The 24581-nt window shown below is 45.2% G+C and carries 19 protein-coding genes; 12 read left to right on the top strand and 7 right to left on the bottom strand.

The features are described from left to right. Nucleotides 1-110: 110 nt before the first annotated feature. A complete protein-coding gene (locus H6G17_RS08335) occupies nucleotides 111-1673 on the top strand; it encodes a sodium:proton antiporter (RefSeq protein ID WP_192156062.1) in 1563 nt (520 codons plus the stop codon). Between the two features lie 14 nt (nucleotides 1674-1687). Here H6G17_RS08335 and H6G17_RS08330 read toward each other — a convergent pair whose 3' ends face one another. Both H6G17_RS08330 and H6G17_RS08325 read right to left on the bottom strand, forming a co-directional pair. Beyond that, nucleotides 1688-2221 carry a DUF3124 domain-containing protein gene (locus H6G17_RS08330; protein WP_192156060.1) on the bottom strand — a complete coding sequence of 178 codons (534 nt, stop codon included), beginning with the start codon at nucleotides 2219-2221 and terminating at the stop codon, nucleotides 1688-1690. 9 nt (nucleotides 2222-2230) lie between these two features. Continuing rightward, nucleotides 2231-2908: a TrkA family potassium uptake protein gene (locus H6G17_RS08325; protein ID WP_192156058.1), complete on the bottom strand. Its 678-nt coding sequence runs from the start codon at nucleotides 2906-2908 to the stop codon at nucleotides 2231-2233. A gap of 384 nt (nucleotides 2909-3292) precedes the next feature. On the opposite strand from H6G17_RS08325, the gene H6G17_RS08320 reads away from it, so the two are divergent. Continuing rightward, nucleotides 3293-5353, top strand: coding sequence for an AarF/ABC1/UbiB kinase family protein (locus H6G17_RS08320; RefSeq protein ID WP_192156056.1), 2061 nt, complete (start codon nucleotides 3293-3295; stop codon nucleotides 5351-5353). 51 nt (nucleotides 5354-5404) lie between these two features. On the opposite strand, the gene H6G17_RS08315 is transcribed toward H6G17_RS08320, so the two are convergent. The 3 genes from H6G17_RS08315 to H6G17_RS08305 all read right to left on the bottom strand — a co-directional run bounded on the left by H6G17_RS08315 (nucleotide 5405) and on the right by H6G17_RS08305 (nucleotide 9145). Beyond that, on the bottom strand, nucleotides 5405-5857 hold the full coding sequence (locus H6G17_RS08315) for a hypothetical protein (protein WP_192156054.1): 453 nt from the start codon (nucleotides 5855-5857) through the stop codon (nucleotides 5405-5407). Between the two features lie 152 nt (nucleotides 5858-6009). Further along, complete coding sequence (locus H6G17_RS08310; RefSeq protein ID WP_192156051.1) at nucleotides 6010-8769, bottom strand: valine--tRNA ligase; 2760 nt, start codon at nucleotides 8767-8769, stop codon at nucleotides 6010-6012. A 169-nt stretch (nucleotides 8770-8938) separates the two neighbouring features. After that, on the bottom strand, nucleotides 8939-9145 hold the full coding sequence (locus H6G17_RS08305; protein WP_192156046.1) for a hypothetical protein: 207 nt from the start codon (nucleotides 9143-9145) through the stop codon (nucleotides 8939-8941). Nucleotides 9146-9353: 208 nt separating this feature from the next. Here H6G17_RS08305 and H6G17_RS08300 point away from each other — a divergent pair, with 208 nt between their 5' ends. From H6G17_RS08300 to H6G17_RS08280, 5 genes are all read left to right on the top strand, one after another. Then, nucleotides 9354-9983 (top strand): TetR/AcrR family transcriptional regulator, encoded by a 630-nt coding sequence (locus H6G17_RS08300; protein ID WP_192156044.1) that lies wholly within the window; start codon nucleotides 9354-9356, stop codon nucleotides 9981-9983. Between the two features lie 120 nt (nucleotides 9984-10103). Beyond that, a complete protein-coding gene (locus H6G17_RS08295) occupies nucleotides 10104-11357 on the top strand; it encodes an FAD-dependent oxidoreductase (RefSeq protein ID WP_192156042.1) in 1254 nt (417 codons plus the stop codon). Between the two features lie 249 nt (nucleotides 11358-11606). Further along, entirely contained in the window at nucleotides 11607-15161 is a 3555-nt protein-coding gene (gene nrdJ / locus H6G17_RS08290; RefSeq protein ID WP_192156040.1) for a ribonucleoside-triphosphate reductase, adenosylcobalamin-dependent, read from the top strand. Between the two features lie 170 nt (nucleotides 15162-15331). Further along, nucleotides 15332-15550 carry a hypothetical protein gene (locus H6G17_RS08285; protein ID WP_192156038.1) on the top strand — a complete coding sequence of 73 codons (219 nt, stop codon included), beginning with the start codon at nucleotides 15332-15334 and terminating at the stop codon, nucleotides 15548-15550. A 339-nt stretch (nucleotides 15551-15889) separates the two neighbouring features. Further along, on the top strand, nucleotides 15890-16204 hold the full coding sequence (locus H6G17_RS08280) for an RNA-binding protein (protein WP_192156036.1): 315 nt from the start codon (nucleotides 15890-15892) through the stop codon (nucleotides 16202-16204). Between the two features lie 176 nt (nucleotides 16205-16380). Here H6G17_RS08280 and H6G17_RS33970 read toward each other — a convergent pair whose 3' ends face one another. Continuing rightward, on the bottom strand, nucleotides 16381-16512 hold the full coding sequence (locus H6G17_RS33970) for a hypothetical protein (protein ID WP_277875956.1): 132 nt from the start codon (nucleotides 16510-16512) through the stop codon (nucleotides 16381-16383). A gap of 132 nt (nucleotides 16513-16644) precedes the next feature. Here H6G17_RS33970 and fbp point away from each other — a divergent pair, with 132 nt between their 5' ends. The 5 genes from fbp (at nucleotide 16645) to H6G17_RS08255 (ending at nucleotide 23819) form a co-directional block, all read left to right on the top strand. Beyond that, the gene (gene fbp, locus H6G17_RS08275; RefSeq protein ID WP_192156034.1) at nucleotides 16645-17727 is read left to right on the top strand and encodes a class 1 fructose-bisphosphatase; all 1083 of its coding nucleotides are present in this window, start codon (nucleotides 16645-16647) and stop codon (nucleotides 17725-17727) included. A gap of 158 nt (nucleotides 17728-17885) precedes the next feature. Continuing rightward, entirely contained in the window at nucleotides 17886-19031 is a 1146-nt protein-coding gene (tal, locus tag H6G17_RS08270; protein ID WP_192156032.1) for a transaldolase, read from the top strand. Nucleotides 19032-19100: 69 nt separating this feature from the next. Next, complete coding sequence (zwf, locus tag H6G17_RS08265) at nucleotides 19101-20630, top strand: glucose-6-phosphate dehydrogenase (protein WP_015152852.1); 1530 nt, start codon at nucleotides 19101-19103, stop codon at nucleotides 20628-20630. Between the two features lie 143 nt (nucleotides 20631-20773). Beyond that, a complete protein-coding gene (opcA, locus tag H6G17_RS08260; RefSeq protein WP_106170504.1) occupies nucleotides 20774-22138 on the top strand; it encodes a glucose-6-phosphate dehydrogenase assembly protein OpcA in 1365 nt (454 codons plus the stop codon). 175 nt (nucleotides 22139-22313) lie between these two features. After that, nucleotides 22314-23819, top strand: a complete 1506-nt coding sequence (locus H6G17_RS08255) for a cobyrinate a,c-diamide synthase (RefSeq protein ID WP_192156030.1) — start codon at nucleotides 22314-22316, stop codon at nucleotides 23817-23819. 35 nt (nucleotides 23820-23854) lie between these two features. Here H6G17_RS08255 and H6G17_RS08250 read toward each other — a convergent pair whose 3' ends face one another. Next, entirely contained in the window at nucleotides 23855-24565 is a 711-nt protein-coding gene (locus H6G17_RS08250) for an ATP-dependent Zn protease (protein WP_192156028.1), read from the bottom strand. Between the last annotated feature and the right edge of the window lie 16 nt (nucleotides 24566-24581).

Here is a 24581-nt window from a genome sequence, read left to right as displayed (position 1 = left end):
ATACGAGTCGAGGAGTCTTGGATGACCTTTGACAAATATCATCTGGCACAAGTCAATATTGCACGTTTGCCCTTTTGACTTCTTACTTTTAACTTTTGACTTGATTTTAAATGGAAGTCGCTCAATTAGTTACTGTCTTAATTATTCTGTTACTCGTAGCAACTGGCGTGGCTTTACTATCCCGTTGGTTGCGAATGCCTTATGTTGCGGGTTTAGTGTTAGCTGGTTTAGCAGTTACCGAACTTTTACCTCAACGTATTGGTTTAGATGACTCTCTGGTTTTGAATTTGTTTTTGCCAATTCTCCTATTTGAGGCAGCTATCAATACTGATACTAGTCGCCTGCGTAGCACGATTAAACCAATTACCTTGCTAGCGGGACCAGGAGTTGTTATCGCCTCTGGGGTGATAACGGTAGTACTGAAATTCGGTCTTGGTTTGAGTTGGATACCAGCGTTGCTAGTTGGGGTGATTTTGGCAAATACAGATACCGTTTCCGTGATTGCTGTCTTTAAAGAAGTACTTGTGCCTTCGCGACTGTCTACGATTGTCGAGGGAGAAACGTTATTCAATGATATTTTCACTCTAGTTTTATTTAATCTGGTTTTAAATGTCAGCGTGACTGGTTCGTTCTCAATTTTGAGTGGATTACAACAACTTTTTGTAGCGATCGCAGGTAGTATTTTAGTAGGGTTAGCCTTGGGCTATTTGAGTACGGGTAGCACGGGTTTATTAGCTCGAATGGACGATCCGCTCAGTAGTATCTTGCTAACAGTAGCAGTAGCACTAGGAACTTTTCAAATTGGACAGGCTTTGGGAGTTTCTGGTGGGGTAGCAGTGGTTGTTGCAGGGCTAATTTTTGGTACGATTGGGCTTGTTAGACAGATATCAGCTTCTAGTAAGTTGACTTTGTTGAGTTTTTGGGAATGTGCCAGTTTTGGTGTTAACAGTTTTATTTTTCTGCTCATTGGCATAGAAATCAACTTAATAACTCTTTGGCAAACCCTGCCTGCGGTATTACTAGCATTTTTGGCTTGTCAGGTGGCACGCATTGTCTCTGTTTACGGATTATTAATTCTGGTGCGTTGGTTTGACCGTCCGATTCCGTGGCGCTGGCAACACGTCTTATTTATTGGTAACATCAAAGGCTCGTTATCTATGGCACTGGCGCTGAGTATTCCAACCTCACTAGCAGGGCGAGAGCAGCTAATTGCGATAGTGTTTGGTACAGTGTTGCTATCCTTAGTTGGGCAAGGATTGAGCTTACCTTGGTTTATTAAACGTTTGCATTTGTCTGAGTTTTCCAAATTTCGCCAACAGATTGAAGAATTACAAGCACAGTTGATGACTGCCAAAGCAGCACAAGATGAATTAGATAGTTTGTTGAGGTCGGGAGTATTACCAAAAGCTATTTATGAAGAGATGCGATCGACATATCAAGTGCAAGTAGCAGGGGCAGAAAAAGCACTGCGAGAAATCTACAATCGCCGTCCAAATGAGTTAGACACTACTGTAGGTAATCTCACTAAATTCGATGCTATTCGTCGCCGTTTACTATTAGCAGAAAAAGGAGCGCTCAACGATGCTATACGCAAGCAGATTCTTTCAGAAGAAATTGTGCGATCGCGCTTGCAAAAGCTTGACGAGCAACTACTAAACCTAGAAGACGATTGATAGTTATCAGTTACTTACGACTTACTTTTAATTACTTTACCAGGGCTAATAAAAGAAATGCCTTGATGGTAGCCGCTACCAATCATAACTGCTTCAATAATAGGTTCGGAAACTTCTGTTTGAGCTATCCATTCCACAAGAAATTTAGCTCCCGATCCTCCACTAGTATCGGTTGTATCAATGACAAAATCTGTAGAAGCTAGAGCATCAATTTGAATTGGTTGCTCTAAATATTGCCTGACTAACTTTCCATTTGTATCGTAGTAGCGAACAAAGGTAATGACAATAGGATTTGCCAAATCGGTGTTACGAATACTGAGGGTAGCTGCTAAATTAAAAGTCTTTTTCCCATCATCGTGATAGATATGAGAGTAAACAGGAACGTAGACAGTTTGACCTGCTAATCTTTTAAAGTTTTCATCTACATTTACGACTTGTTGAGATGGAGTTTCCTGTGGAGAATTGGCTTGTCGCGACGGACTTGGTGACGTACAGGAAGACAGAAAAAAAACAAATACAAGTAAGCAAAATAATGGATATATTCTCATGAAAATTAGTTACCGACAACCTTCGATAAAATCGATGACTTGATGCAGCGAGCCTGGTTTCGTCACGATTAATACAGTTGAATCCGGTTCAAGTATTGTACTACCATTAGGTATGACTAAATCTTCATGAGGATGGGCTTGATAACCAATAATTAGAGAGCCAGTAGGAAATCTTTTATCTTGAGCAATTTCGGCAACGCTACGACCGACAACGTAACAATTATTAGGAAGCGCGAGTTTCAATACTTCAATTTGTCCCTGCTCGAAATGCATCATCGATTCTACTTGTGGATACTCGATCGCATTTACCATTGTAGAGACTGCCAGCTCTACAGTGCTAATAATATGATTAGCTCCGGCAAGACGTAGCGGTTCGGCAAAATCGCGGTGACGCATCCGCGCCAAAATGTGAGAGACTCCGTAGTGCTTGGCAAGAGTGACCATTGCTAAATTTAAAGCATCCTGACGGAGGACAGCAGCCACAGAGTCAGCTTTGCGAATCCCTGCTTCTAGCAACACTTCTGTATTGACTGCACTCCCTTCAAAAGCCATCACCCCCACTTGTTCGCGGGCATAACGACAGGCATTATAATCGCAATCGATAATTGCAACAGTATGCCCTAACTCTACAAGCTTTTGTGCCAAATTTAGCCCAACTAAGCCCGCGCCGCCAATTAGTACGTACATTGCTATACCAAGCTATATGCTTCAATTTACAGGCTAGCAGAAATGTTGTGTGTCATTAGTCATTCGTTATTTTTGACTGTCAGATAAAATGTTGCGCGATCGAAAATAAAGATGGGTAAGAAATGCGACTTGCAAAGCTTTAATGCCAAATACGGATATCCTCGACAGCCAACCACCGATAGAATCTCCAAAACTTGCCCGTCATCAGTAGGATTACTTTACTGAACTAAAAAGCGATAATGATGACGTTGGTGCAGTGCGATCGCTATCGGACGTAACAGATTTCTGTCTTAAGTCCAGTGGCGTTCGGGTATTGCGACAACTTTTTTAGGTAACAAATTGTTACAATAGTTAGCGAACTCACGCCCAAGCGTCACCAAATTCATGAATGTGAAGCAGGTTTCCCCAAATCCTCAGCAGTTGGACAGCCAAAGAGGGAACAGTTACGTAGAAGTAACGACAGATAGCCCCGTGACTAGCACAGATGTTGTGCCAAGACACGCTACAGAAATTGGACACAGCTCGATCGAGCCGGAATTGGCATTAAGATACGAACCGGAAGCGATCGCTGCATATTACAGTCGTCGTCCTTTTCAGGTTGTTGGTAGAATTTTTGCGATTCTGCTGCCTTGTTTTTCCTTTGCTTTTGGTTTGTGGTGGGACAAGCAATGGGGAAGCAGCTTAAAAATGCAGCAGCGCAGGGCAGTTCAGCTCAGGGAATTGTTGACGCAACTGGGTCCAGCTTATATCAAAATCGGTCAAGCTCTTTCTACTCGCCCCGATTTAGTTCCACCTGGATATTTAGAGGAACTAACGCAACTGCAAGATCAGCTACCACCTTTTGATAATGCGATCGCCTACCGTTTCATTCAAGAGGAATTGGGGCAAACTCCAGAAGAAATTTACGCCGAACTGTCTCCCAATCCGATTGCTGCTGCTTCTTTAGGGCAAGTGTATAAGGGTAGGTTGAAGACTGGGGAAGAAGTGGCGGTGAAGGTACAGCGCCCAGACTTACGCGATCGCATTACTATCGACTTATACATCATCCGTCGTTTGGCAGCTTGGGCAAACAAAACTTTTAAGCGCATCCGCAGTAACTTAGTCGATATTCTCGACGAGTTTGGATATCGTATTTTTGAAGAAATGGACTACGTTCAGGAGGGCGAAAACGCCGAACGTTTTACCGAATACTATGGATATTTACCAGATATTTATATTCCTAAAATTTACTGGGAATACACTCAGCGCCGAGTCTTGACAATGGAGTGGATTACCGGAACGAAGCTGACGCAGGTAGAAGCGATTCGCGCCCAAGGAATAGATGCCCAACACATCATTGAAGTTGGGGTGCAGTGTTCGCTGCGTCAGCTACTGGAAAACGGATTTTTCCACGCCGATCCTCACCCAGGGAATTTACTTGCTACGCCCGACGGGAAGTTGGCATATTTAGACTTTGGCATGATGAGCGAGATCAAGCCAGCCCAAAGGTACGGATTGATTGAAGCGATCGTCCACTTGGTAAATCGTGATTTTGACTCTTTAGCACAAGACTACGTAAAATTGGAGTTTTTGACTCCAGATACAGATTTAACACCCATCGTCCCTGCTTTTGCCAGGGTGTTTAACGCCGCCTTGGGTGCTAGCGTATCGGAATTAAATATTAAAAGCATCACTGACGAACTGTCGAATTTGATGTACGAATATCCTTTCCGCGTCCCAGCATATTACGCTTTGATCATTCGCTCTCTGGTGACGTTAGAAGGAATTGCCATTCGGATCGAACCGGATTTTAAAGTTCTCAGTGCTGCATATCCTTACGTTGCTAAGCGTTTGTTGATCGATCCCGCGCCAGAGTTGCGCGCATCATTAAAAGATTTGCTGTTTAAAGAAGGGACGTTCCGCTGGAATCGCTTAGAAAACTTGTTGCGAAATGCCCGTGGAAATCAGGACTACGATTTTAATATTGTCCTGAATCAAATGATTGATTTTCTCTCATCCGAACGCGGGGCTTTTATTCGCGATCGCCTGGTAGATGAGATTGTTAAAAGTGTAGATGCTGTGAGTCGGAATACCTTACACGCTGTCACATCTAGACTGCGAGACACGTTCGATCGCGTTCCCTTGGGAAATCGTTTGGCAATGGCAATTCATGAAACTCCAGGTGCTTCTTCCGAGCAACAGCAAACTTTGGAGCATATTAAGCGTATTTGGGGAATTTTACAAGAAACTCGTGGTTTCGACCCGGCACAATTAATTCCGCAATTAACACAGGTGTTGACAAAACCAGAGACTCAAAGAATCGGGCAGCAACTCGCCAGTCAGCTAACTCAAAAGGCGATCGCCCGTTTGTTGCGAGAATTATTAATTACACCAGAAGATAATTACAGCAACGGTTATAAACCACAGGTAGGCGATCGTCTAGCCTTACCACCCGCAAAGGTTTAAAAACAAGGTGGGCAATGCCCACCTTATGACTTACGACTTACGACTTACGACTTACCCAGTTTCATCTTCCTCTTGTTCCCGCCTCACATTCGTTTCCAAAGCCTGAATTTGTTCTCGTCTAGCCTCCACTTCCAGCGCCCGTCGAGATAACTCTTGCGTCTGTAAAGTTAAGGTTTGTCGCCATTTTTCTGCCCGTTCCATTTCTTGTTGCAAAAATAATGGAGTAATGCCATTTGTCAGATAGGTTTGGACTAATTCCATCACCCAATCGGCAGCATTGTGAAGGCTATAAACCTGGCAGCAATCTGGCGAGATTTCTGCCAGTACCAACAAACCCTCAGCAAGGGTAAAAGGACAGCGATCGCCAATCGTAGTTTCCACATCGAGAATAGCACTGCGATCGCTTACCAATATCCAAGTATGCTCTGCTTCCTGACTTGCCAGCAATTTTAAGCCTAACTTACCAGAGATCCCGTACTTGATAATTTGAGCGAGGTAGAACATTGTGAGTGGTGAGTAGTGAGTGGTGAGTGGTGCGAGAAGAAGGGGAGTCGGTAGGGGCGGGTTTTCAAACCCGCCCGTACGGGAGTCGGGTTGAATTTTGAATTTTGAATTTTGAATTTTGAATTTTGAATTTCCCCTTGTCCCCCTCGTCTCTATTTCAACAAACGCAATCGGGCTTGGAGAATTTCAATTTGTTTTTCGGCTTCGGCTAAAGCATCCTTAGCACCTTGAACGACATCAGGCGGGGCTTTATCGACAAATGTGGGGTTAGATAGTCGCGCCGAGAGAGATTTGGCTTCGGATTGGGCTTTGCTGAGGCTTTTTTCTAATTTGGCTTTGAGTACGGCAACATCAACAACTCCCGCCAAAGGAATTAGGACTTGTACCGTACCGACAACATCGGCGATCGCGGGTTCTAATGCTGTATCTAAAGCTGAAGTTATCGTCAGTAATTCAACTTTGGCAAGATCCAAAATATATACTTGTCCGGCAAGAAGGATTTGACGTTCGTACTCGCTATCACTTTGCAAGACAGCATTTGCCTTTACTCCTGGCTTAATTCCTGCTTCCGCCCGTAGATTACGTAGAGTACGGATTGTGCCAACCAACAATTCAAATTGCTGTTCTAATTCTGAATCAATTAGGGTTGCATCCGATTCTGGATAATTTTGTAAAGATATACTTTGTCTTTCTTTTGCTTGTGTCAGCGTATGCCAAATCTCTTCTGTAATGTGAGGCATAAAGGGATGTAAAAGTTTGAGTATCCCTTCTAAAACGTGAGCAAGGGTTTGCTGGGCTACTTGTCGGGAAATGCTTGCAGATTCTGGAAACACCATTGGGTCTGTTGCTTTCATCTGCAATCTTGATTTGACTAGTTCAATATACCAGTCACAAAAGTCACCCCAGATAAAATCATATAATCCCTTTGCTGCTTCTCCCAAACCGTAATTCTCGATGTAATCTGTTGTTTGTTTGACAACCTGATGATATCGAGAGAGAATCCAGCGATCGCTCTGTTCCAATTTATCTGCGGCTGGTTGCCCTAATTGTTGCGGGGTTTTGCCGTCCAAATTCATCATTACGAAACGGGCGGCGTTCCACAATTTATTCGCAAAGTTGCGGGATGCCTCAACGGATGCTGATTCATCCTTTTGGCGGTTGTAATCCAACCGAATATCTTGTCCCGCACCGACAACTTCTTTCACCAAGGTGTAGCGCAGGGCATCTGTCCCATATTTATCCATGAGTAACAGCGGATCGATCCCATTTCCCGCTGACTTGGACATTTTCTTGCCGTTTTCATCCAACACCAACCCGTGAATGTAAACATCCTTGAACGGCATTTGTCCGGTAAAATGTCCCCCTAACATGGTCATTCTTGCCACCCAGAAGAAGATGATGTCAAATCCCGTGACTAGGGTAGCAGTAGGATAGTAGAATTCTAAGTCCTCAGTGCGATCGGGCCAGCCTAAAGTGGAAAAGGGCCACAATCCTGAAGAAAACCATGTATCTAATACGTCTGGGTCTTGTTCTAACCTGACATCCGCACCAAACTGTGAAACTGCTTTTTCCCGTGCTTCTGCTTCACTTCGCGCTACAACGAACGGCGTGTTGTCGGTAATTTCTCCGCCCGTCTCGCTGACAGCGTACCAGGCGGGAATTTGATGTCCCCACCACAGTTGACGCGAAATACACCAATCTCTGAGTTTAACTAGCCAGTCGCGATAAACCTTCGTCCAACGTTGGGGGACGAACTGGGGCGAATTTTGCTCGTCTAGAAATGATAGAGTGCGATCGCCTAAAGGACGAATTTTGACAAACCATTGAGTTGAAAGTAAGGGTTCAACTGGAACTTTACCGCGATCGCTATACGGTACAGCATGTTTGTATTCTTCTACTTTGACGAGAAATCCATCAGTTTCTAACCGTTTGACGACATTTTTACGGGCGACAAATCGATCTTGTCCTTGAAAATCTCCCGCATTTTCATTCAGCGTGCCGTCTTTATTCATAATATTAATAAACGGCAGCTCGTGACGCTGACCCATCTCAAAATCGTTCGGGTCGTGGGCAGGAGTTACTTTAACGCAACCCGTTCCGAATTCAGGATCGACAAATTCATCACCAATTACCGGAATTTCTCGCCGCATAATTGGTAAAGTTAGGGTTTTACCAATTAAATGTTTGTAGCGATCGTCATTTGGATTTACCGCGACAGCCGTATCGCCTAACATTGTCTCCGGTCGCGTTGTTGCTACTTCTACAGATCCAGACCCATCAGTTAATGGATAGCGGAAGTGCCATAAATGCCCGTTGACTTCTTTATTTTCTACTTCTAAATCTGAGACTGCTGACTGAGTTGCGGGACACCAATTCACTAAATATTTGCTGCGATAAATCAGTCCTTCTTCGTGAAATCGGACAAACTCTTCGACCACGGCTTTGTTTAAGCCTTCATCCATCGTGAAGCGTTCCCGCGACCAATCTACAGAAACTCCCAAGCGGCGCAGTTGACCGACAATTGTTCCCTTAGATGAGTCTTTCCACAGCCAAGCGCGTTCGAGAAATTTCTCCCGTCCCAGTTCGTAGCGGGTTTTGCCTTCTGCTTGCAGTTGCTTTTCTAAAATTGTGTGAACTGCAATACTGGCGTGGTCGGTTCCAGGGAGATATAAGGCGTTGTATCCCTTCATGCGATGGTAGCGGATTAGGGAATCTATCAGCGTGTTATCGAAGGCGTGACCCATATGGAGGCTACCAGTCACGTTTGGAGGAGGAATGACGATGCAGTAGGGTTCCCCGCCGCGCTGGGGTTCAGCTTTATACACTTGGTTGTCTTCCCAGAATTTTTGCCACTTGGCTTCAGTGGTGAAGGGGTTGTAGAGGCTGGGCAGGTTAGGAATGGTTGCTGTCATGTCGGGAAGACGGAATGCAGTGAATTATTTAATATTTTGCCATAGGGCAAGGCGGAGGTAGAACAAGTACTGTCATTCGTCATTGGTGAATACAGATGATTCCTAGCCTTTCTAAATTTTAATGTCTGCGAGGAGAGCGATCGCTCAAATTATCTGTTGCTATCGATCGCTAACATCCTTGAGTCACAAATTGAGCTACTGGTTCTAATAATTTATGCTCTTTTGCAGGTGAAGATAAAAATAATATGAGACTGGAGATATTGGCATGACTTGCCAACTCGATAAGTAAGTCGAGTTTTCCATCCCTATCTAAATCGCCTGCCCAAAAAACTAGATCTAAAGAGTTAAAGCAAGAGCGATCGCCTGCAACTACCATATACTAACTACCGCGATCGCACTTACTAAATTTTTTTTTGTATAAATAGGCACTAACATTTTTAGCAATGCCATTTCGTCACTTTCTGTAAATAACTTCAATTGACTAGTCAATCAAAGTTATTCTAAGAATTAAGGAGTAACCAAACAATTTTTCTCCCCTGCTCCCTCTACAAACTCAACGACGAATACACGACTAGGATATAGCCATGCCCCCACGGGACGATCGCGATTTTGAGGATAAGCGACAGCAAATTATTGATGGTGCTTTACAAGTTTTTGCTAGCAAAGGCTTTGAAAAAGCAACCAATAAAGATATTGCTACGGCATCCGGTATTGGCTCTCCTGGGTTGATTTATCACTATTTCAAGGACAAAAGCGACTTGTTTCAACAAGTTCTCGAACAACGCTTACCTTTAATGCAACTACTGAGCCACAGCGACGAGTTGATGACCAAGCCGATACAGGATGTGTTAACTCTGTTCGGTCATGCTTTTCTCAGAATGGCTGAAAATCCTACATCGCTGGCTCTATTCAAACTCATCATGGGAGAAGCAATTCGGCAGCCGCACGTTGCAGAAATAGTAAATCGAATTGGTCCTAGTCGTTCGGTGGCTTTCTTGTCTGGTTATTTAGAACAACAGATGGCTGCTGGCGTACTCAAACCGATGAATCCAAACGCAGCAGCACGCTGTTTCGCTGGTTCTTTTGTGGCATATTTACTAACGCGGGAGGTCTTCATGCAACCCGACGCACAGCAGCTTAGTGCAGAAGTGATGGTAGAAACTGCGGTCAAAGTTTTCTTACAAGGGACATTAGTTGCTCCCACAGATGAGTAGGGATACGGGGTAGGAATAATTCATGCGATTCAGCTTTAGGACGTTTTTTCGATTTTGATTGATTAACTAATCAATCAAAAATAAGTTCAATTGTTTTGGAAGTTTTAAGGAGTTTTTGGTATGACTAACGATACGACTCCCATATCGCCAACTGATGCCGTATCCCCGCAGCATGAAATTTTAGACCGACAAACGACAACCTGCTGTATTGTGGGCAGTGGTCCGGCAGGAGCAGTATTGGCGCTGCTGCTGGCACGTCAAGGTATACCTGTGATGCTGCTGGAAGCACACAAAGATTTGGATCGTGACTTTCGGGGTGATACCATTCACCCATCTGTGATGGAGATCTTGGCAGAATTGGGCTTAGCCGAACGCTTGCTTGAGCTGCGCCACACCAAATTACGCCAGCTGAATATTCGCACAGATGGAAAAACTTTCACAATAGCTGATTTCAGTCACTTGAAAACCCGCTATCCGTACATTACAGTGATGCCCCAAGTAAAATTCTTGGAGTTTATCACCGAGGAGACAAAACATTATCCCAACTTTCAACTCGTGTTGGGCGCAAATGTACAAGAATTAATTGTGGCAGATGGAGGAGTCCGAGGCGTGCGCTATCGCGGACATGGGGGTTGGCATGAAGTCAGGGCGCAGCTTACAGTTGGTGCAGATGGTCGTCATTCTCGCCTACGTCAACTTGCTGGGTTTAAGCCAATTGAGACCTCGCCGCCTATGGATGTGCTGTGGTTTCGTCTTCCGCGCCGACCGGATGAACCAGAAGGTTTGAATGGTCGTATCGGTAGCGGTCATATTTTAGTAACGATCGATCGCGATGATACTTGGCAGATTGCCTATGTTATTCCCAAAGGCGGTTATCAAGAATTGCGAACTGCGGGGTTGGAGGCGTTGAGACAGTCTATTGTTGAGGTAGTGCCGGAATTTAGCGATCGCGTGGAACTACTCAAAGAGTGGTCTCAAATCGCATTTCTCTCAGTTGAGTCGAACCGCCTACCGCGATGGTATAGTTCTGGCTTACTATTAATTGGTGACGCTGCGCATGTCATGTCACCCGTTGGAGGAGTAGGGATCAACTATGCGATTCAAGATGCCGTAGTAGCGGCAAACGTGCTGAGCGAACCACTAAAAACTGGTAGATTGCAGCTACAAGACTTAGCCAAAGTCCAACGTCGGCGTGAGTTGCCCACACGATTTATCCAGGCTTTTCAGTCTTTAATCCAACAGCAAATTCTCAATCGAGCGCTCGATCCACAGCAAAAGTTCCAGCCGCCAAGCTTGTTACGGCTGTCAACTCTACGCGACTTGCTAGCGCGGTTCATTGCCTTTGGGTTAATGCCCGTGCATGTAAAAACTTAACTTTGGATTTGCCGCAGTCTGAATGAGCTTGAGTATCCGCCAGTGCCAGCAGTTGAGTTGAGTTAGCGATCGATGTCCAATGTAGAGACGTTACATCTAACGTCTCTACACCTTGCCTCTATGTCTAGCGCAGATTGAGTAATTTTTCAATCTTTACCACTATATGTAAATCGCGTATAGTCTTAATCTATTGCCTTTAACTGCTAAGGCTTTTTTTCCAGTCAAACCTTTTTCCTAAATATTTTACCTATGGTGCGAGAGCTACAGCGCTTAAACCCAACCAGCCAGTTTCCCGAAACTGCCCCAGCTGCAAATCCAGTCTTCTTCAGGACGTATAGTCGGCGGATAGGAGGTGGGCGCGAGACTTGGGAACAAGTATGCGATCGCACCCTGCGCGGGCTAGTAGAATTGGGTAAACTCACCCCAGCAGAAGCCGCTATTCTCGAAAAAATGCAAAAGGAGATAAAATCTCTCCCTAGCGGGCGCTGGCTGTGGGTAGGGGGTACGGAATGGATCTCCAGGCAAGAAAACTTTTCCGGTGCTTACAACTGCACTTCTACCAACGTGGTAGACTGGCGGGCTTTTGGCTTGATGATGGACTTGGCAATGATGGGCTGCGGTACGGGTGCAATCCTCGAACCCCAGTACATTAACCAATTGCCTGTAATTCGCAACCGCCTCCACGTCACTGTAGAAGGAGAAATTGGCACGACTGCGCCTGACGCACGGCAAGACGAGACAGAAGTACAAATCGAAGGGAATATTGTCAATGTTCTTGTGGGTGATAGTCGTCGAGGTTGGGTCAAGTCCTATCAAACTTTGTTGGAACTATCAACTAACGATGCCTTCTCGGATGTCTTACATGTTAACGTCAATCTCAGCAACATCCGTCCGGCAGGGGAAAGTTTAAAAGGTTTTGGTGGCGTTGCTAATCCGATTAAATTACCAGAATTGTATCAACGCTGCGCGGCGATTCTAAATAAAGCAATCGGCAGAAAACTGAATTCGGTTGAGTGTTGTTTATTAATAGATGAAGCTGCTGTTGTAGTTGTCGCAGGCAATGTTCGCCGCTGTTTACCTGAAGATGCTTTAGTACATACCTCAAAAGGACTTATACCAATTCGAGATATCCAAATTGGAGATTTGGTACAAACTCCACTTGGTTTTCGATATGTGATTGATAAATTCGACCAAGGCGTTCAAGAAGTCTACGAAATTGAGACAAACGGTACTTTTCCCCGCGCTACTTTAAATCATCGTATTGCCGTTTTAGCTGATGCTAAAGGTAAGATTAATTGGCAGCAAATTGGAGATTTAGTAGAAGGCGATCGCCTCATACACAATACTCAGGTTCTTCCTGGTACGGTGACTCAATTGCCACGAGATTTTACTACAGAACGACCGATTCAAAGTAGAAACGCTAGCCCAATTAGTATCCCCGAATTAACTCCTGACGTGGCATGGCTAATTGGTCTGACTCATGGTGATGGATATGTCAGTTTAGATAGAAATAAGCATGGAAAACCTTATGGAGCAATTTCTTGGGCTTGTAGCAGCTTAGATGAAGAACTCGCTGCCAAAATTCACGATAAGATCGATCGCGCTCTAGCTTTATTTGGATTAAAAGCAACGCATGTACTGCTCTCAAATGAAAATACACTGCGATCGCGTGTCACTTCTATTCGATTGGCTGAATATTTCCATAAATACATCAAACAGCCAAATCAGCCAATAGAAATTCCTGACTTTATTTTGCAAGGTTCGGTTGACATCAGATCTGCTTATCTAGCAGGTTTAATGGACAGTGATGGTGCAGTTAATAATAGACCACCTCATTTAGTGACAACAGTTTATCGCTCATTTGCTAGACAAGTAGCTGCTGTTCTTTCCAGTTTGGGGATTGCAGGAAGAGTAAAGCTAACTCGTCCACAAATAGAAAAATGGCAGGTGAAATATTATGTCACAATACCTGCTTTAAAAAATCAATATAATGCCTTAATTGCACTGCATTCAGTCAAAGGTGAATTACGCCAAGGACTGAAGATGTATGGATTTACTATACCTGGTTCGCTAATGCGTGAGGTATATAGCTATAGTGAGATGCGAGGCATGGGATTTCAAGGTTCTCGCGATGTGGATGCTAATTACGAACGCTACGTTGCTGAATCAGATATTTGTCTCGATATTCCAGTTACAGTAAATGGTTTGGGAAGCTACGACTGCGTGCAAACCTACGATATCGAAGTAGAAGAAGCTCACTGTTTTTATTGTGATGGCTACCTAACTCACAATAGTGCGGGGATGCGTCAAGGTACTAGCAATGACGAGCTATTTGCTAATGCTAAAAATAACCTTTGGCAACAAGATGAAAATGGTAATTGGCGGATCGATCCCGAACGCGATGCGTTGAGAATGGCGAATCATACCCGCGTATTTCATCAAAAACCAACTTTAGAAGAATGTATTAACGCCGTTCGCAGTCAATATTATTCTGGTGAAGGAGCAATTCAATATGCGCCAGAAGCGATCGCCCGTAGTAATGCAGATATTTTGACTAGCCAAGAGCTAAAACAAGAGTTTATCAAAACATACACAAACTCAAAAGAACAAGCTCAAAATTGGTTGCGCGATCGCCATCCTGAAATAATAGTTTCAGAGCTAGAACATAGGCTTTCAAGATATGGTTTGAATCCATGTGGCGAGATCCACGGCGTTAATTTTCACTGCAACTTATCGGAGGTTCATTTAAATCAAATCGACCCCAAAAATGACAAAGAACAAGAAGAAGCTTTTACGGCAGGGGCATTATCTGTCGCTTCTTTGTTGAATCACAAATTTCTCGAACCCCGCTATCAATTTAGTCGGGAATTAGACCCAATTGTGGGAGTATCTTTCACGGGATTATTCGATTTCTTCGTCCGCGCTTTTGGCGTAGATTGGTTGCGGTGGTGGGAACAAGGAAGACCGGAGGAATTCGGAATTCGGAATTCGGAATTCGGAATTGAGAATGCAGCGGAGTATTTTAGAAGTAAAGAAGAAGAATATCTCAGTCGTTGGCGCGATATCGTGTTTCGCGTTGTGTGGGAATATTGCGATCGCCATCACATTAAACGCCCTAATCGTTGTACCACAGTCCAACCTAGCGGGACGAAATCTCTACTGACTGGCGCGTCTCCTGGCTGGCATCCTCCTAAAGCTCAACGTTTTATTCGTCGGATTACCTTCCGCAAAAACGATCCAGTGGCACTAGCTTGCATTGACTACGGTTATGCTGTCATTCCTTCCCAATCGGATAAAGACGAAAATGGCAATTTGTTGAACGATCCGTTCGATCCTCGTTGTATGGAGTGGTTGGTAGAAATTCCTGTCGCCGTGCCTTGGGCAGATTTACCCGGTGCTGATGCAATTGAGATTAGCAAATTTAGCGCTCTAGCCCAAATGGATTTCTACATGCAAGTGCAGAAATACTATGTAACTCACAACACTTCCGCAACAATTGAGTTGCGAGAAAACGAGGTAGAAGCATTAGGGACGCGGATTTACGAAACTATTCAAAACGATGAAGGCTATATTAGTGCTGCCTTATTAGCCAGATTTGACGACTTACAGACTTTCCCCCGCTTGCCATTTGAACCGATAACCAAAGCTAAGTACGAAGAGTTAATGCAACAAGTGCATTCCCGACGGCAAGTGCATGATTTTTATACTGCCCTCAGCCGCTATGATGCTCAAGAGTTAGACGAAGCAGGTCCAGCAGGGTGCGATTCAGATAAATGCCTCTTTCCTCAAGTAGAAGGTAAGTAGGGATTGGTAGTTGGTGAAAGGCGCTCTTGCGCTCTTGCGAGAGGCACTTTTGTTTTTTCTCTCTCAGCTCCCTCAGCTCCCTGCTCCCTACTCCCTGCTCCCTGCTCCCTTATTCAAGCGCTAGAATTTCAAACAGTACAGATGCAGCCACGCATAGAGGAGATTCAACTATGTTTGTAGACGAACTAGCACCTATTTTTAAGGAATTGGTACAGCACCCAGTTTCTTTTTTAGGAGGATTTGTCTCTGGGGTACTACACCTCAGCCTAGCTGACGATCCAGTCAAAAGTTGGCTCGATCGCCAGTCTGATTCTTCCAGCTACAATTCTTCCACATCTGGCGATCGCAACGGCAAAACTAGCGGTCCCCAAAGCATTTCTATCGACTAGAGGTAGAGAGTTACGTAGAGGCGCGATCTTTCGCGTCTCTATAGTGGCGATAGTTAACTGTTAACAGTTAATAGATTAAATAATAACTATTGGAAATTTTTTAGGCAGTATTTGTAATACAGAAGACCTTTGATAAACAAACCATACGATATGATATGCGTAAGTGTGAGTTCAGTCCTGTAACTGGTTAAATTTGAGAAGCTGCTACCGACTGGGGTTGTCTATCTTGAAAGCTAGATTACTGACAAATTTGAAATCTGGTATTTGCCGAAACTGCAAATTTTTAGGTTCGATTTCCCGACTGAACTTGACTCTCTGTTCAGACTTACGCGACCGATTATGACTATCTACGTTGGAAACCTTTCTTACCGCGCTACGGAAGAAGACCTGAGAACTGTATTCGCAGAATATGGCACGATCAAGCGCATTGTCTTACCGATGGATCGGGAAACTGGCAGAATGCGCGGATTTGCTTTCGTTGACATGGACGAGGATGCCCAAGAAGAATCAGCGATTGCTGAATTAGATGGTGCAGAATGGATGGGAAGACAGCTGCGAGTCAATAAAGCTAAACCCCGCGAAGAAAATGGCGGTGGCGGCGGTGGATATCGGCGGAACGGAGCCGGAGTGAGGGCAAGATTTGGTCAGGAGTAGTTACAACCACCCCGCTCTGTAGGAAACCACTCGGAACAAGATTAATAGTTTAAATCTGAATTTGGGTCAACCCTTTCACTGACCAGTTAAGTATCTGACACTGATAATTGCTGGTCGGTGTTTTGTCGAGCGCAATTGGCTCGTTCTAATTCTTGTCATCAGTTCAACGCATGTTGTCAATCGCTCTTGGCAAGAACTAGACTGATGGCTTGACGGCATTGTTGGAAAATAAAACTCTGAAGATCGAGCCGCGATCGCAGTATTTCGCAATCGTTCAGCAACACGATTGAGGCGATCGTACGTGACAAAATGCAGTGATTTCTATAGTTTATCTAAAGTCAGATTCCACTATTAGATTCAGTTCCTAAGATAGTAGTGCAGGGTACTGCCTTATTGGTAAATCTTGCAACATGCCCTCATCTACAGAGAGAGCGATCGTTATGGCTGAAGCTGTCCAACACTCAATAGATTACGAATCTGCACTAGGTCGGGATTGTACAACACTGTCTCGACACGTCCTACAACAGTTGCAAAGTTTTTCTGCTGATGCCCAAGATCTGAGCGCCTTAATGAGTCGCATTGCCCTCGCTGGCAAGTTAATCTCGCGTCACCTCAGTCGTGCGGGATTGATGGAAGGCGTACTGGGATTTACCGGAGACGTGAACGTACAGGGGGAATCAGTCAAAAAGTTGGACGTTTATGCCAACGATGTCTTTATCTCGGTTTTCAAGCAGAGCGGTTTAGTCTGTCGCTTGGCTTCCGAAGAAATGGAAAAGCCATATTACATTCCTGAAAACTGTCCGATTGGTCGTTATACCTTGCTTTACGACCCAATCGATGGTTCATCCAATACAGATATTAATATGAGTCTGGGATCGATCTTCGCCATCCGACAGCAGGAAGGCGACGATCTAGATGGAGAGGCAAAAGACTTACTGCAATTGGGAAGCAAACAAATTGCGGCAGGATATATCCTCTACGGTCCTAGCACCATCTTGGTGTATTCCATCGGCAAGGGCGTACATTCTTTTACCCTCGATCCCAGCCTGGGAGAATTCATACTTTCGGAAGAAAATATTCAACTGCCGCAACACGGTTCGGTTTATAGTGTCAACGAAGGTAACTTCTGGCAATGGGATGAATCGATCCGAGAATACATTCGTTACGTCCACCGCACAGAAGGCTATACCGCACGCTACAGTGGAGCTATGGTAGGTGACATTCATCGAATTTTAGTGCAAGGTGGCGTGTTCCTTTACCCTGGCACGGTGAAAAAACCAGAAGGTAAAATCCGCCTACTATATGAATCTGCTCCCTTAGCATTTTTGGTCGAGCAGGCAGGAGGCAGAGCATGTACGGGAAACCAAGACATCATGGATGTCGTGCCAGAAAAACTGCACCAACGCACTCCGTTGATTATTGGTAGTAAAGATGACGTGGCATTAGTCGAGTCCTTTATTCAGCGACACGCCCAAGCCCAAGAGGAAAAGAATATTCGGGCGCAGGCACGCATACCTCAATGAGAGGGATGAGGAGTTAGGGGCTAGGGGTTAGGGAAAGGACAAGGAAGACAAGGGAGACAAGGAGACATTCCAGCCACCCATCACCCGCTCTCTTATCTCTCGCTCCTCGCTCCTCGCTCCCGACCTAGCAAACCAATGAAGAGTTGAGAAATACAAATATGGCAACGAATCATTTACTAGAGATCAAAGAATACGGTCAAAGCATTTGGATGGATAATTTGACCCGTGACTTAGTTCAGTCTGGAGAGCTGAAGAATTTAGTTGAGAATCAAGGTATTTGCGGGATCACTTCTAACCCAGCAATTTTTGAAAAAGCGATCGCGGGTAATGCGATCTATGATGCTGACATCGAAGCAGGGATTCGAGCGGGGTTGCCAACTTACAAAATTTATGAATCCTTGGTGTTTAAAGATATCCGCGATGCCTGCGATATCTTGCGTCCCGTATATGACGCTTCCGGCGGACTAGATGGATATGTCAGCATTGAAGTGCCTCCCACGATCGCCCACGATACCCAGGCAACAATTAACGAAGCCCGTCGTTACTATCAAGAGATCGGGCGAGATAACGTAATGATTAAAATCCCTGGGACTGATGCAGGTTTACCAGCGGTAGAACAGGTCATTTCCGAGGGGATTAATGTCAACGTAACGCTATTGTTCTCAGTTCAAAGTTACCTCGAAACAGCCTGGGCATACATTCGCGGTTTGGAAAAACGTGCGGCAGAAGGGAAAGATATTAGTAAGATTTCTTCGGTGGCTAGCTTCTTCCTGTCGCGGATCGATTCTAATATTGACGGGAAAATTGATGCTGCCCTCAAAGCAGGCGTAGACCGAATTGAGAAAGAAGCAAAATTAAGAGCTGTGAAAGGAAAAGTCGCGATCGCCAACGCTAAGATTGCTTACCAAGAATACAAGAAAATTATTCAAAGCGATCGCTGGCAAGCATTAGCAGCCAAAGGCGCAAACGTTCAGAGATTGCTGTGGGCTAGCACCAGCACCAAAGACCCTAACTACAGCGATGTCATGTACGTTGACGAACTGATCGGTCCTGAAACAGTCAATACATTACCACCCAATACGATTGATGCGTGTGCCGACCACTGCGACGTAGCAAATCGCGTCGAGTCAAATGTCGATGCAGCATACAAGTTAATTGAAAACTTAAAAGATCCAGATGTGGCGATCGATATCGACCAAGTAATGGACGAATTACTTGTGGAAGGGATCGACAAATTCATTAAACCCTTTGAATCGCTGATGCAGTCTCTGGAAGAGAAGGTTGCTAAGCTGTCACCCGTGTAATTAATGTAGGGGGCAAGGCAGTGCCTTGCCTTACCCCTTATCCCTTACCCCTTACCCCTTACCCCTCATATGGTCACGTTGCTAGAAAATCCCTTACGAGTGGGGCTGCAACAACAGAGAGTTCCCGAACCGCAAATCTTAGTCATTTTTGGTGCGTCGGGAGATCTGACTCAGCGCAAACTCGTTCCAGCACTCTACAAACTCAGACGGGAACGCCGCCTACCACCCGAATTTACAATTGTAGGCGTAGCACGCAGAGAATGGAGTCACGATTACTTCCGCGAACAAATGCGGGAGGGGATCGAGCAGTTTTCTGACGGGATTGGTTCGGAAGACCTATGGCAAGAGTTTTCTCAGGGTATATTTTATTGCCCCGGAGATATTGACAATCCCGAAAGCTATCAAAAGCTAAAAAACTTTTTGGCAGAATTGGATGAAAAGCGGGGAACCAGAGGCAACCGCGTATTTTACCTGTCTGTGTCGCCCAAGTTTTTTGCAGAAGCCATCCAGCAGTTGGGCAAAGCAGAAATGCTCAAAGATCCGCTCAAAACCCGTTTGATGATTGAAAAGCCCTTCGGTCGGGATTTGGGAACGGCGCGATCGCTTAACCGCGTCGTGCAGCAAGTTTGTAAAGAAGAACAAGTCTATCGCATCGACCACTATTTAGGCAAAGAAACAGTCCAAAATTTGCTGGTGTTTCGCTTTGGGAATGCCATTTTTGAACCATTGTGGAACCGCCAGTTTGTCGATCACGTCCAAATTACCGTTGCCGAGACAGTCGGGGTAGAAGACAGAGCCGGATACTATGAAAGCTCTGGGGCATTGCGAGATATGTTGCAAAATCACTTGATGCAACTATTTGCCTTCACAGCAATGGAGGCACCTAACTCCCTAGATGCCGATTCAATCCGCACGGAGAAAATGAAGGCGATTCAAGCGACTCGTTTAGCAGATATTCAAAATTTGGAACGTGCGGCAGTCAGAGGACAATATAGTGCGGGGTGGATGAAAGGCAAGCGCGTCCCTGGTTATCGAGAAGAACCAGGGGTGAATCCCCAGTCTACAACTCCCACGTTTGTCGCCATGAAGTTTTTGATCGACAACTGGCGTTGGAAAGGCGTGCCTTTTTATCTGCGGACGGGTAAACGCTTGCCGAAAAAAGTTTCGGAGATTTCAATTCATTTCCGCGAAGTACCGAATTTGTTATTTCAGTCGGCAGCACAGCAGATGAACGCTAATATCTTGGCGCTGCGAATTCAGCCAAACGAGGGGATTTCGCTGCGATTTGAGGTAAAAATGCCAGGGGGAACTCTACGGACTCGTTCTGTAGATATGGACTTTACCTATGGTTCCTTTGGCTTACAAGCAACTTCCGACGCATACGATCGCCTCTTACTCGATTGCATGATGGGCGACCAAACGCTATTTACTAGAGCCGACGAAGTAGAAGCTGCATGGCAATTAGTGACTCCAGCCCTCTCAGTTTGGGATTCGCCTACCGATCCCGCGACGATTCCGCAATACGAAGCAGGGACGTGGGAACCAACCGAGGCGGAATTACTGATCGATCGAGATGGTCGTCGCTGGCGTAGGTTGTAAATAGCAATGAACCGATCGACACTCAATCTGTATACAGGCTATCTGTTACAAATACCAATTTACGGGAATGATGGTAAAGGTGGCGATCGCTCTATTGCTAATAGCTAGTTTCATCCTTCATCCTTCATCTTTCATCCTGTCCTATGGTGACTCAATCTGCTCCAATTTTCTCACTTCAGGCTCCCAAGGATATCTCAGTTAGCGAGATTGAAGCCGAACTCAATCAGATTTGGCAAAGTTATGGCGTGGCTGGTGAGGATGGGGGACTGCCCGCCGCCACTCGCGCCAAAACCTTTACTTTGATCGTTTACGAACCAGAAGAAACTCAACAATTGCTGGCAGCTTTGGGATATTACAGCGGTCCAATCGACGGCATCCCAGGACCACGCACCGCCTCCGCAATTCGCGAAGCCCAAAAAGTATTTGGACTAGAAAAAACGGGGAAATCTAGCCCAGAGTTACTCATAAAACTTAGAGAAGAACAAAGCAAACGCCGTGGTGTAGTAGATAGCAGCGCAGCAACGACAGCTTACGCAATGGATACCCGCAGTCCCGCTGTTGCTGATGCGATCGCCAGCCGCAATCCTTGTCGAATTATTGCTTTATGTCCAGTCACCGGAGAAGACGAGGGCGTAAAGGCACAAGTTTCGGCATACTGCCCGATCCAAAAGCAGTCCGCTACAACTTTGATCTGTTGCGAATACATCACCCTGACGGGAACGGTTGAAGCCCTCGAAAGAGTGGTAGGCATGGTTCCAGATTTATTAATTGGTGGCTTGCCTAAATTTCTCTGGTGGAAAGCTACTCCAGAACCCGATCACCCGATCTTCAAGCGTTTGGTAGCCTCCTGCAACTCTGTCATCTTCGACTCCAACAGTTTTACACAGGTTGAAACCAATCTCATCCGGCTGCAAGAATTGATCGATGCAGGCATGACAATTTTCGATGTCAACTGGAGTCGGCTAGCTGCTTGGCAAGAGTTGACGGCAGAAGCCTTCGATCCACCCCAGCGCCGCGCTGCATTAGGGGAAGTCGATCGCGTCACCATAGACTATGAAAAAGGCAATTCTGCCCAAGCCTTGATGTTTTTAGGCTGGTTGGCAAGTCGATTGAACTGGCGACCGACTAAAGTGACTACAGAAACGGGAGACTACGACATCAAACGCTTTTACTTCATGGCAGAAGGCGATCGCGAAGTCGAAGCAGAAATTGCTGGCGTTCCAACTGCTAGCGACGGTGACGTAGCTGGAGATTTGATTGCTTTACGCTTAACCTCTACGAATCCAGCTGCCAACTGTTCTACCGTTTTGTGTTCCGAAACCTCTGGCTGTATGCGGATGGAGGCACACGGCGGCGCTCAAGCTGGGATCGTCAACCAAGTGACATCCCTTGCCGATCAAAGTGCTGAAGAGTTGCTCTCGCAGCAACTACAACGCTGGGGACGAGACGTACTATTTGAAGAAAGTCTGGCAGTGACAGTACAGATGTTGAGAATGGGTAATGGGTAATGGGTAATGGGTAATGGGTAATGGGTAATGAGAAGACGTAGGGACGGGTTTTGACCAAAAATTTTCACTTAAGGTTGTTAACCTATTTGCTAAACCCGCCCGTACAAAAGTCAAAATGAATGCTTTTGAAAGTTCAATTACCAACTACCAATTACCAATTACCAACTACTAAGTTATGTCTTTAATTATTGCTGGAGAACGCAGTGGGGTAGGCAAAACAACCGTGACGCTTGCCCTACTATCTTTTTTATGTCGGTGGCAAAAATTATCTGTTCAGTCTTTTAAGGTAGGACCAGATTATATCGACCCGATGTTTCACCAGTACGTCACCGGAGCTCCCTGCCGCAACCTAGACCCCGTACTGACTTCCGAAACTTACGTCCAACAATGTTTTATCCATCATACCCAACAGTCTGAGTATGGACTAGTAGAGGGAGTGATGGGACTGTTTGATGGAATTGGTAATATCGAAAGTCAAAAGTTAAAAGTCAAAAGTCAAAAGTCAAAATTACCAATTACCAATTACCAATTACCAATTAATTTTGCCAGTACCGCTCACATCGCCCGAATACTCAATCTACCTGTAGTACTGGTTATAGATTGCAGTCGCCTGTCTGGTTCGGTTGCGGCGATCGCCCACGGTTATCGTTCCTTCGATCCCCATGTCAAAATAGTCGGATTCGTACTGAATCGAGTTGGAAGCGATCGCCACTTACAATTATTACAAGATGCCCTTGCACCTCTAGACTTACCAATTTTCGGTATTTTACGCCGCCACGATAATATTACTATTCCCGATCGCCATCTCGGTCTAGTCCCCACCGCCGAACTTCCCCAACTGGATCTCGTTATCGAGCAACTGGCAACCTTAGCCCAGACCTGTTTTGATTGGGACAAATTAATGCCTTTGATACAAGGGAGCAGGGAGCAGGGAGTAGGGAGCAGGGGGGATAAGGGAGACAAGGGAGACAAGGAAGAAGGATTTTACCAACTACCAACTACCAATTACCAATTACCAAATCACCAATTCCGAATTCCGAATTCCGAATTCCGAATTCGACTTGCCATTGCCCGCGATCGCGCTTTTAATTTCTATTACCAAGATAACTTAGACTTATTGCAACAATTAGGGGCAGAACTTGTATTTTGGAGTCCCTTAACCGATCCTGAATTACCAAAAGATGTTTGTGGGATGTATTTTGGTGGTGGATTTCCTGAAGTTTTCGCCCAAGAATTAGCAGCAAATAGAGGAGCGATCGCCTCAGTACAAACAGCTATATTGACGGGAATGCCTACATATGCTGAGTGTGGGGGACTAATGTATTTATGCGATGAAATTATCGATTTTGAAGATAATTCTTGGACAATGGTAGGGGCTATTCCAACCGCTGCTACAATGGGTTCTCGCCTTACTCTAGGATATCGTCAAGCGATCGCGCTTCAAGACAGCCCCTTGTTACAAACAAACGATACAGTCTGGGGACATGAATTTCATCGTTCTGCTTCAGAATTACCAACCCAACCCCTATTTCAAACCCAAGGATTCAGCACTTCCCCAACTCCCGAAGGCTGGCGACTCCCCAACCTACATGCCTCTTACATCCACCTCCATTTTGGTACGCGCCCCGACATTCCCGCCCGATTTTTACAACACTGCACTTGCTGGAAAGAAAGTCAATAAATTAGCTTTTGCGTCTTTGCGGCTTTGCGCGACATTTAAATTAAAACTTCTCCCTTGTCTCCCTTGTCCCTTTGATTCTCCTCGATCGCCCGACAACACTCATCAACCCCAGCCCGTTGCTGCATCATACCAACTAAAGCCTCATAAGCAGACCAATTTGCCTGCAATAAAGTCCGTGCTTGTAAAATCGCCCAGCGTTGCTTTTGCTCCACAGCATTAGCCGTATATCCTAAAGGAGTCAAAACCATTCCTAATTTCTGGCGATCGTCTGCTCCCCCTTCAGTGTTACTGTAAACTAAATCTTCTGCTGCTAAACCTGCCATCCAAACAGTACAATAGCGGTCTAGCATTTGAGCTGTCAGCATACCCCGATCTAACTGCGCTGCTAACTCCCGATCTTCAAAACTGACACCCCCTAATCCTGGTTGTTTTTGCTTCAAAGCCTCCCACGCGCTGAGAGTATAACCAGTAATGGGAATGTTTAATAAATGCGCTACCAAAAAATGTCCTGCTTCGTGGCGAACAATGCGATCGCGGTGTTGAGGTGAAAAACTTGCCAGCCAGTCTAAAACTAAATTACCACCTTTGCCTTGAAAACTGAAGCTATCTAATGTTGCAATTGCCAAAACGCTGAATGTAGCAAGTGCTGGAATTGTCGGGGAAAAATGCAACAAGGGACTCAACAGCGTCGAAAGCGTCATCGCGAAGATGGAAATAGCAACTAAGTTTAGGGCAGTCTGGTTCATGCTTAAGATAAATATA

The sequence above is a fragment of the Chroococcidiopsis sp. [FACHB-1243] genome, assembly GCF_014696895.1.
GTDB lineage: Bacteria > Cyanobacteriota > Cyanobacteriia > Cyanobacteriales > Chroococcidiopsidaceae > Chroococcidiopsis.
The sequence above is the reverse complement of the archived record's forward strand: the minus strand, read 5'-3'. Positions and strand labels throughout refer to the sequence as shown.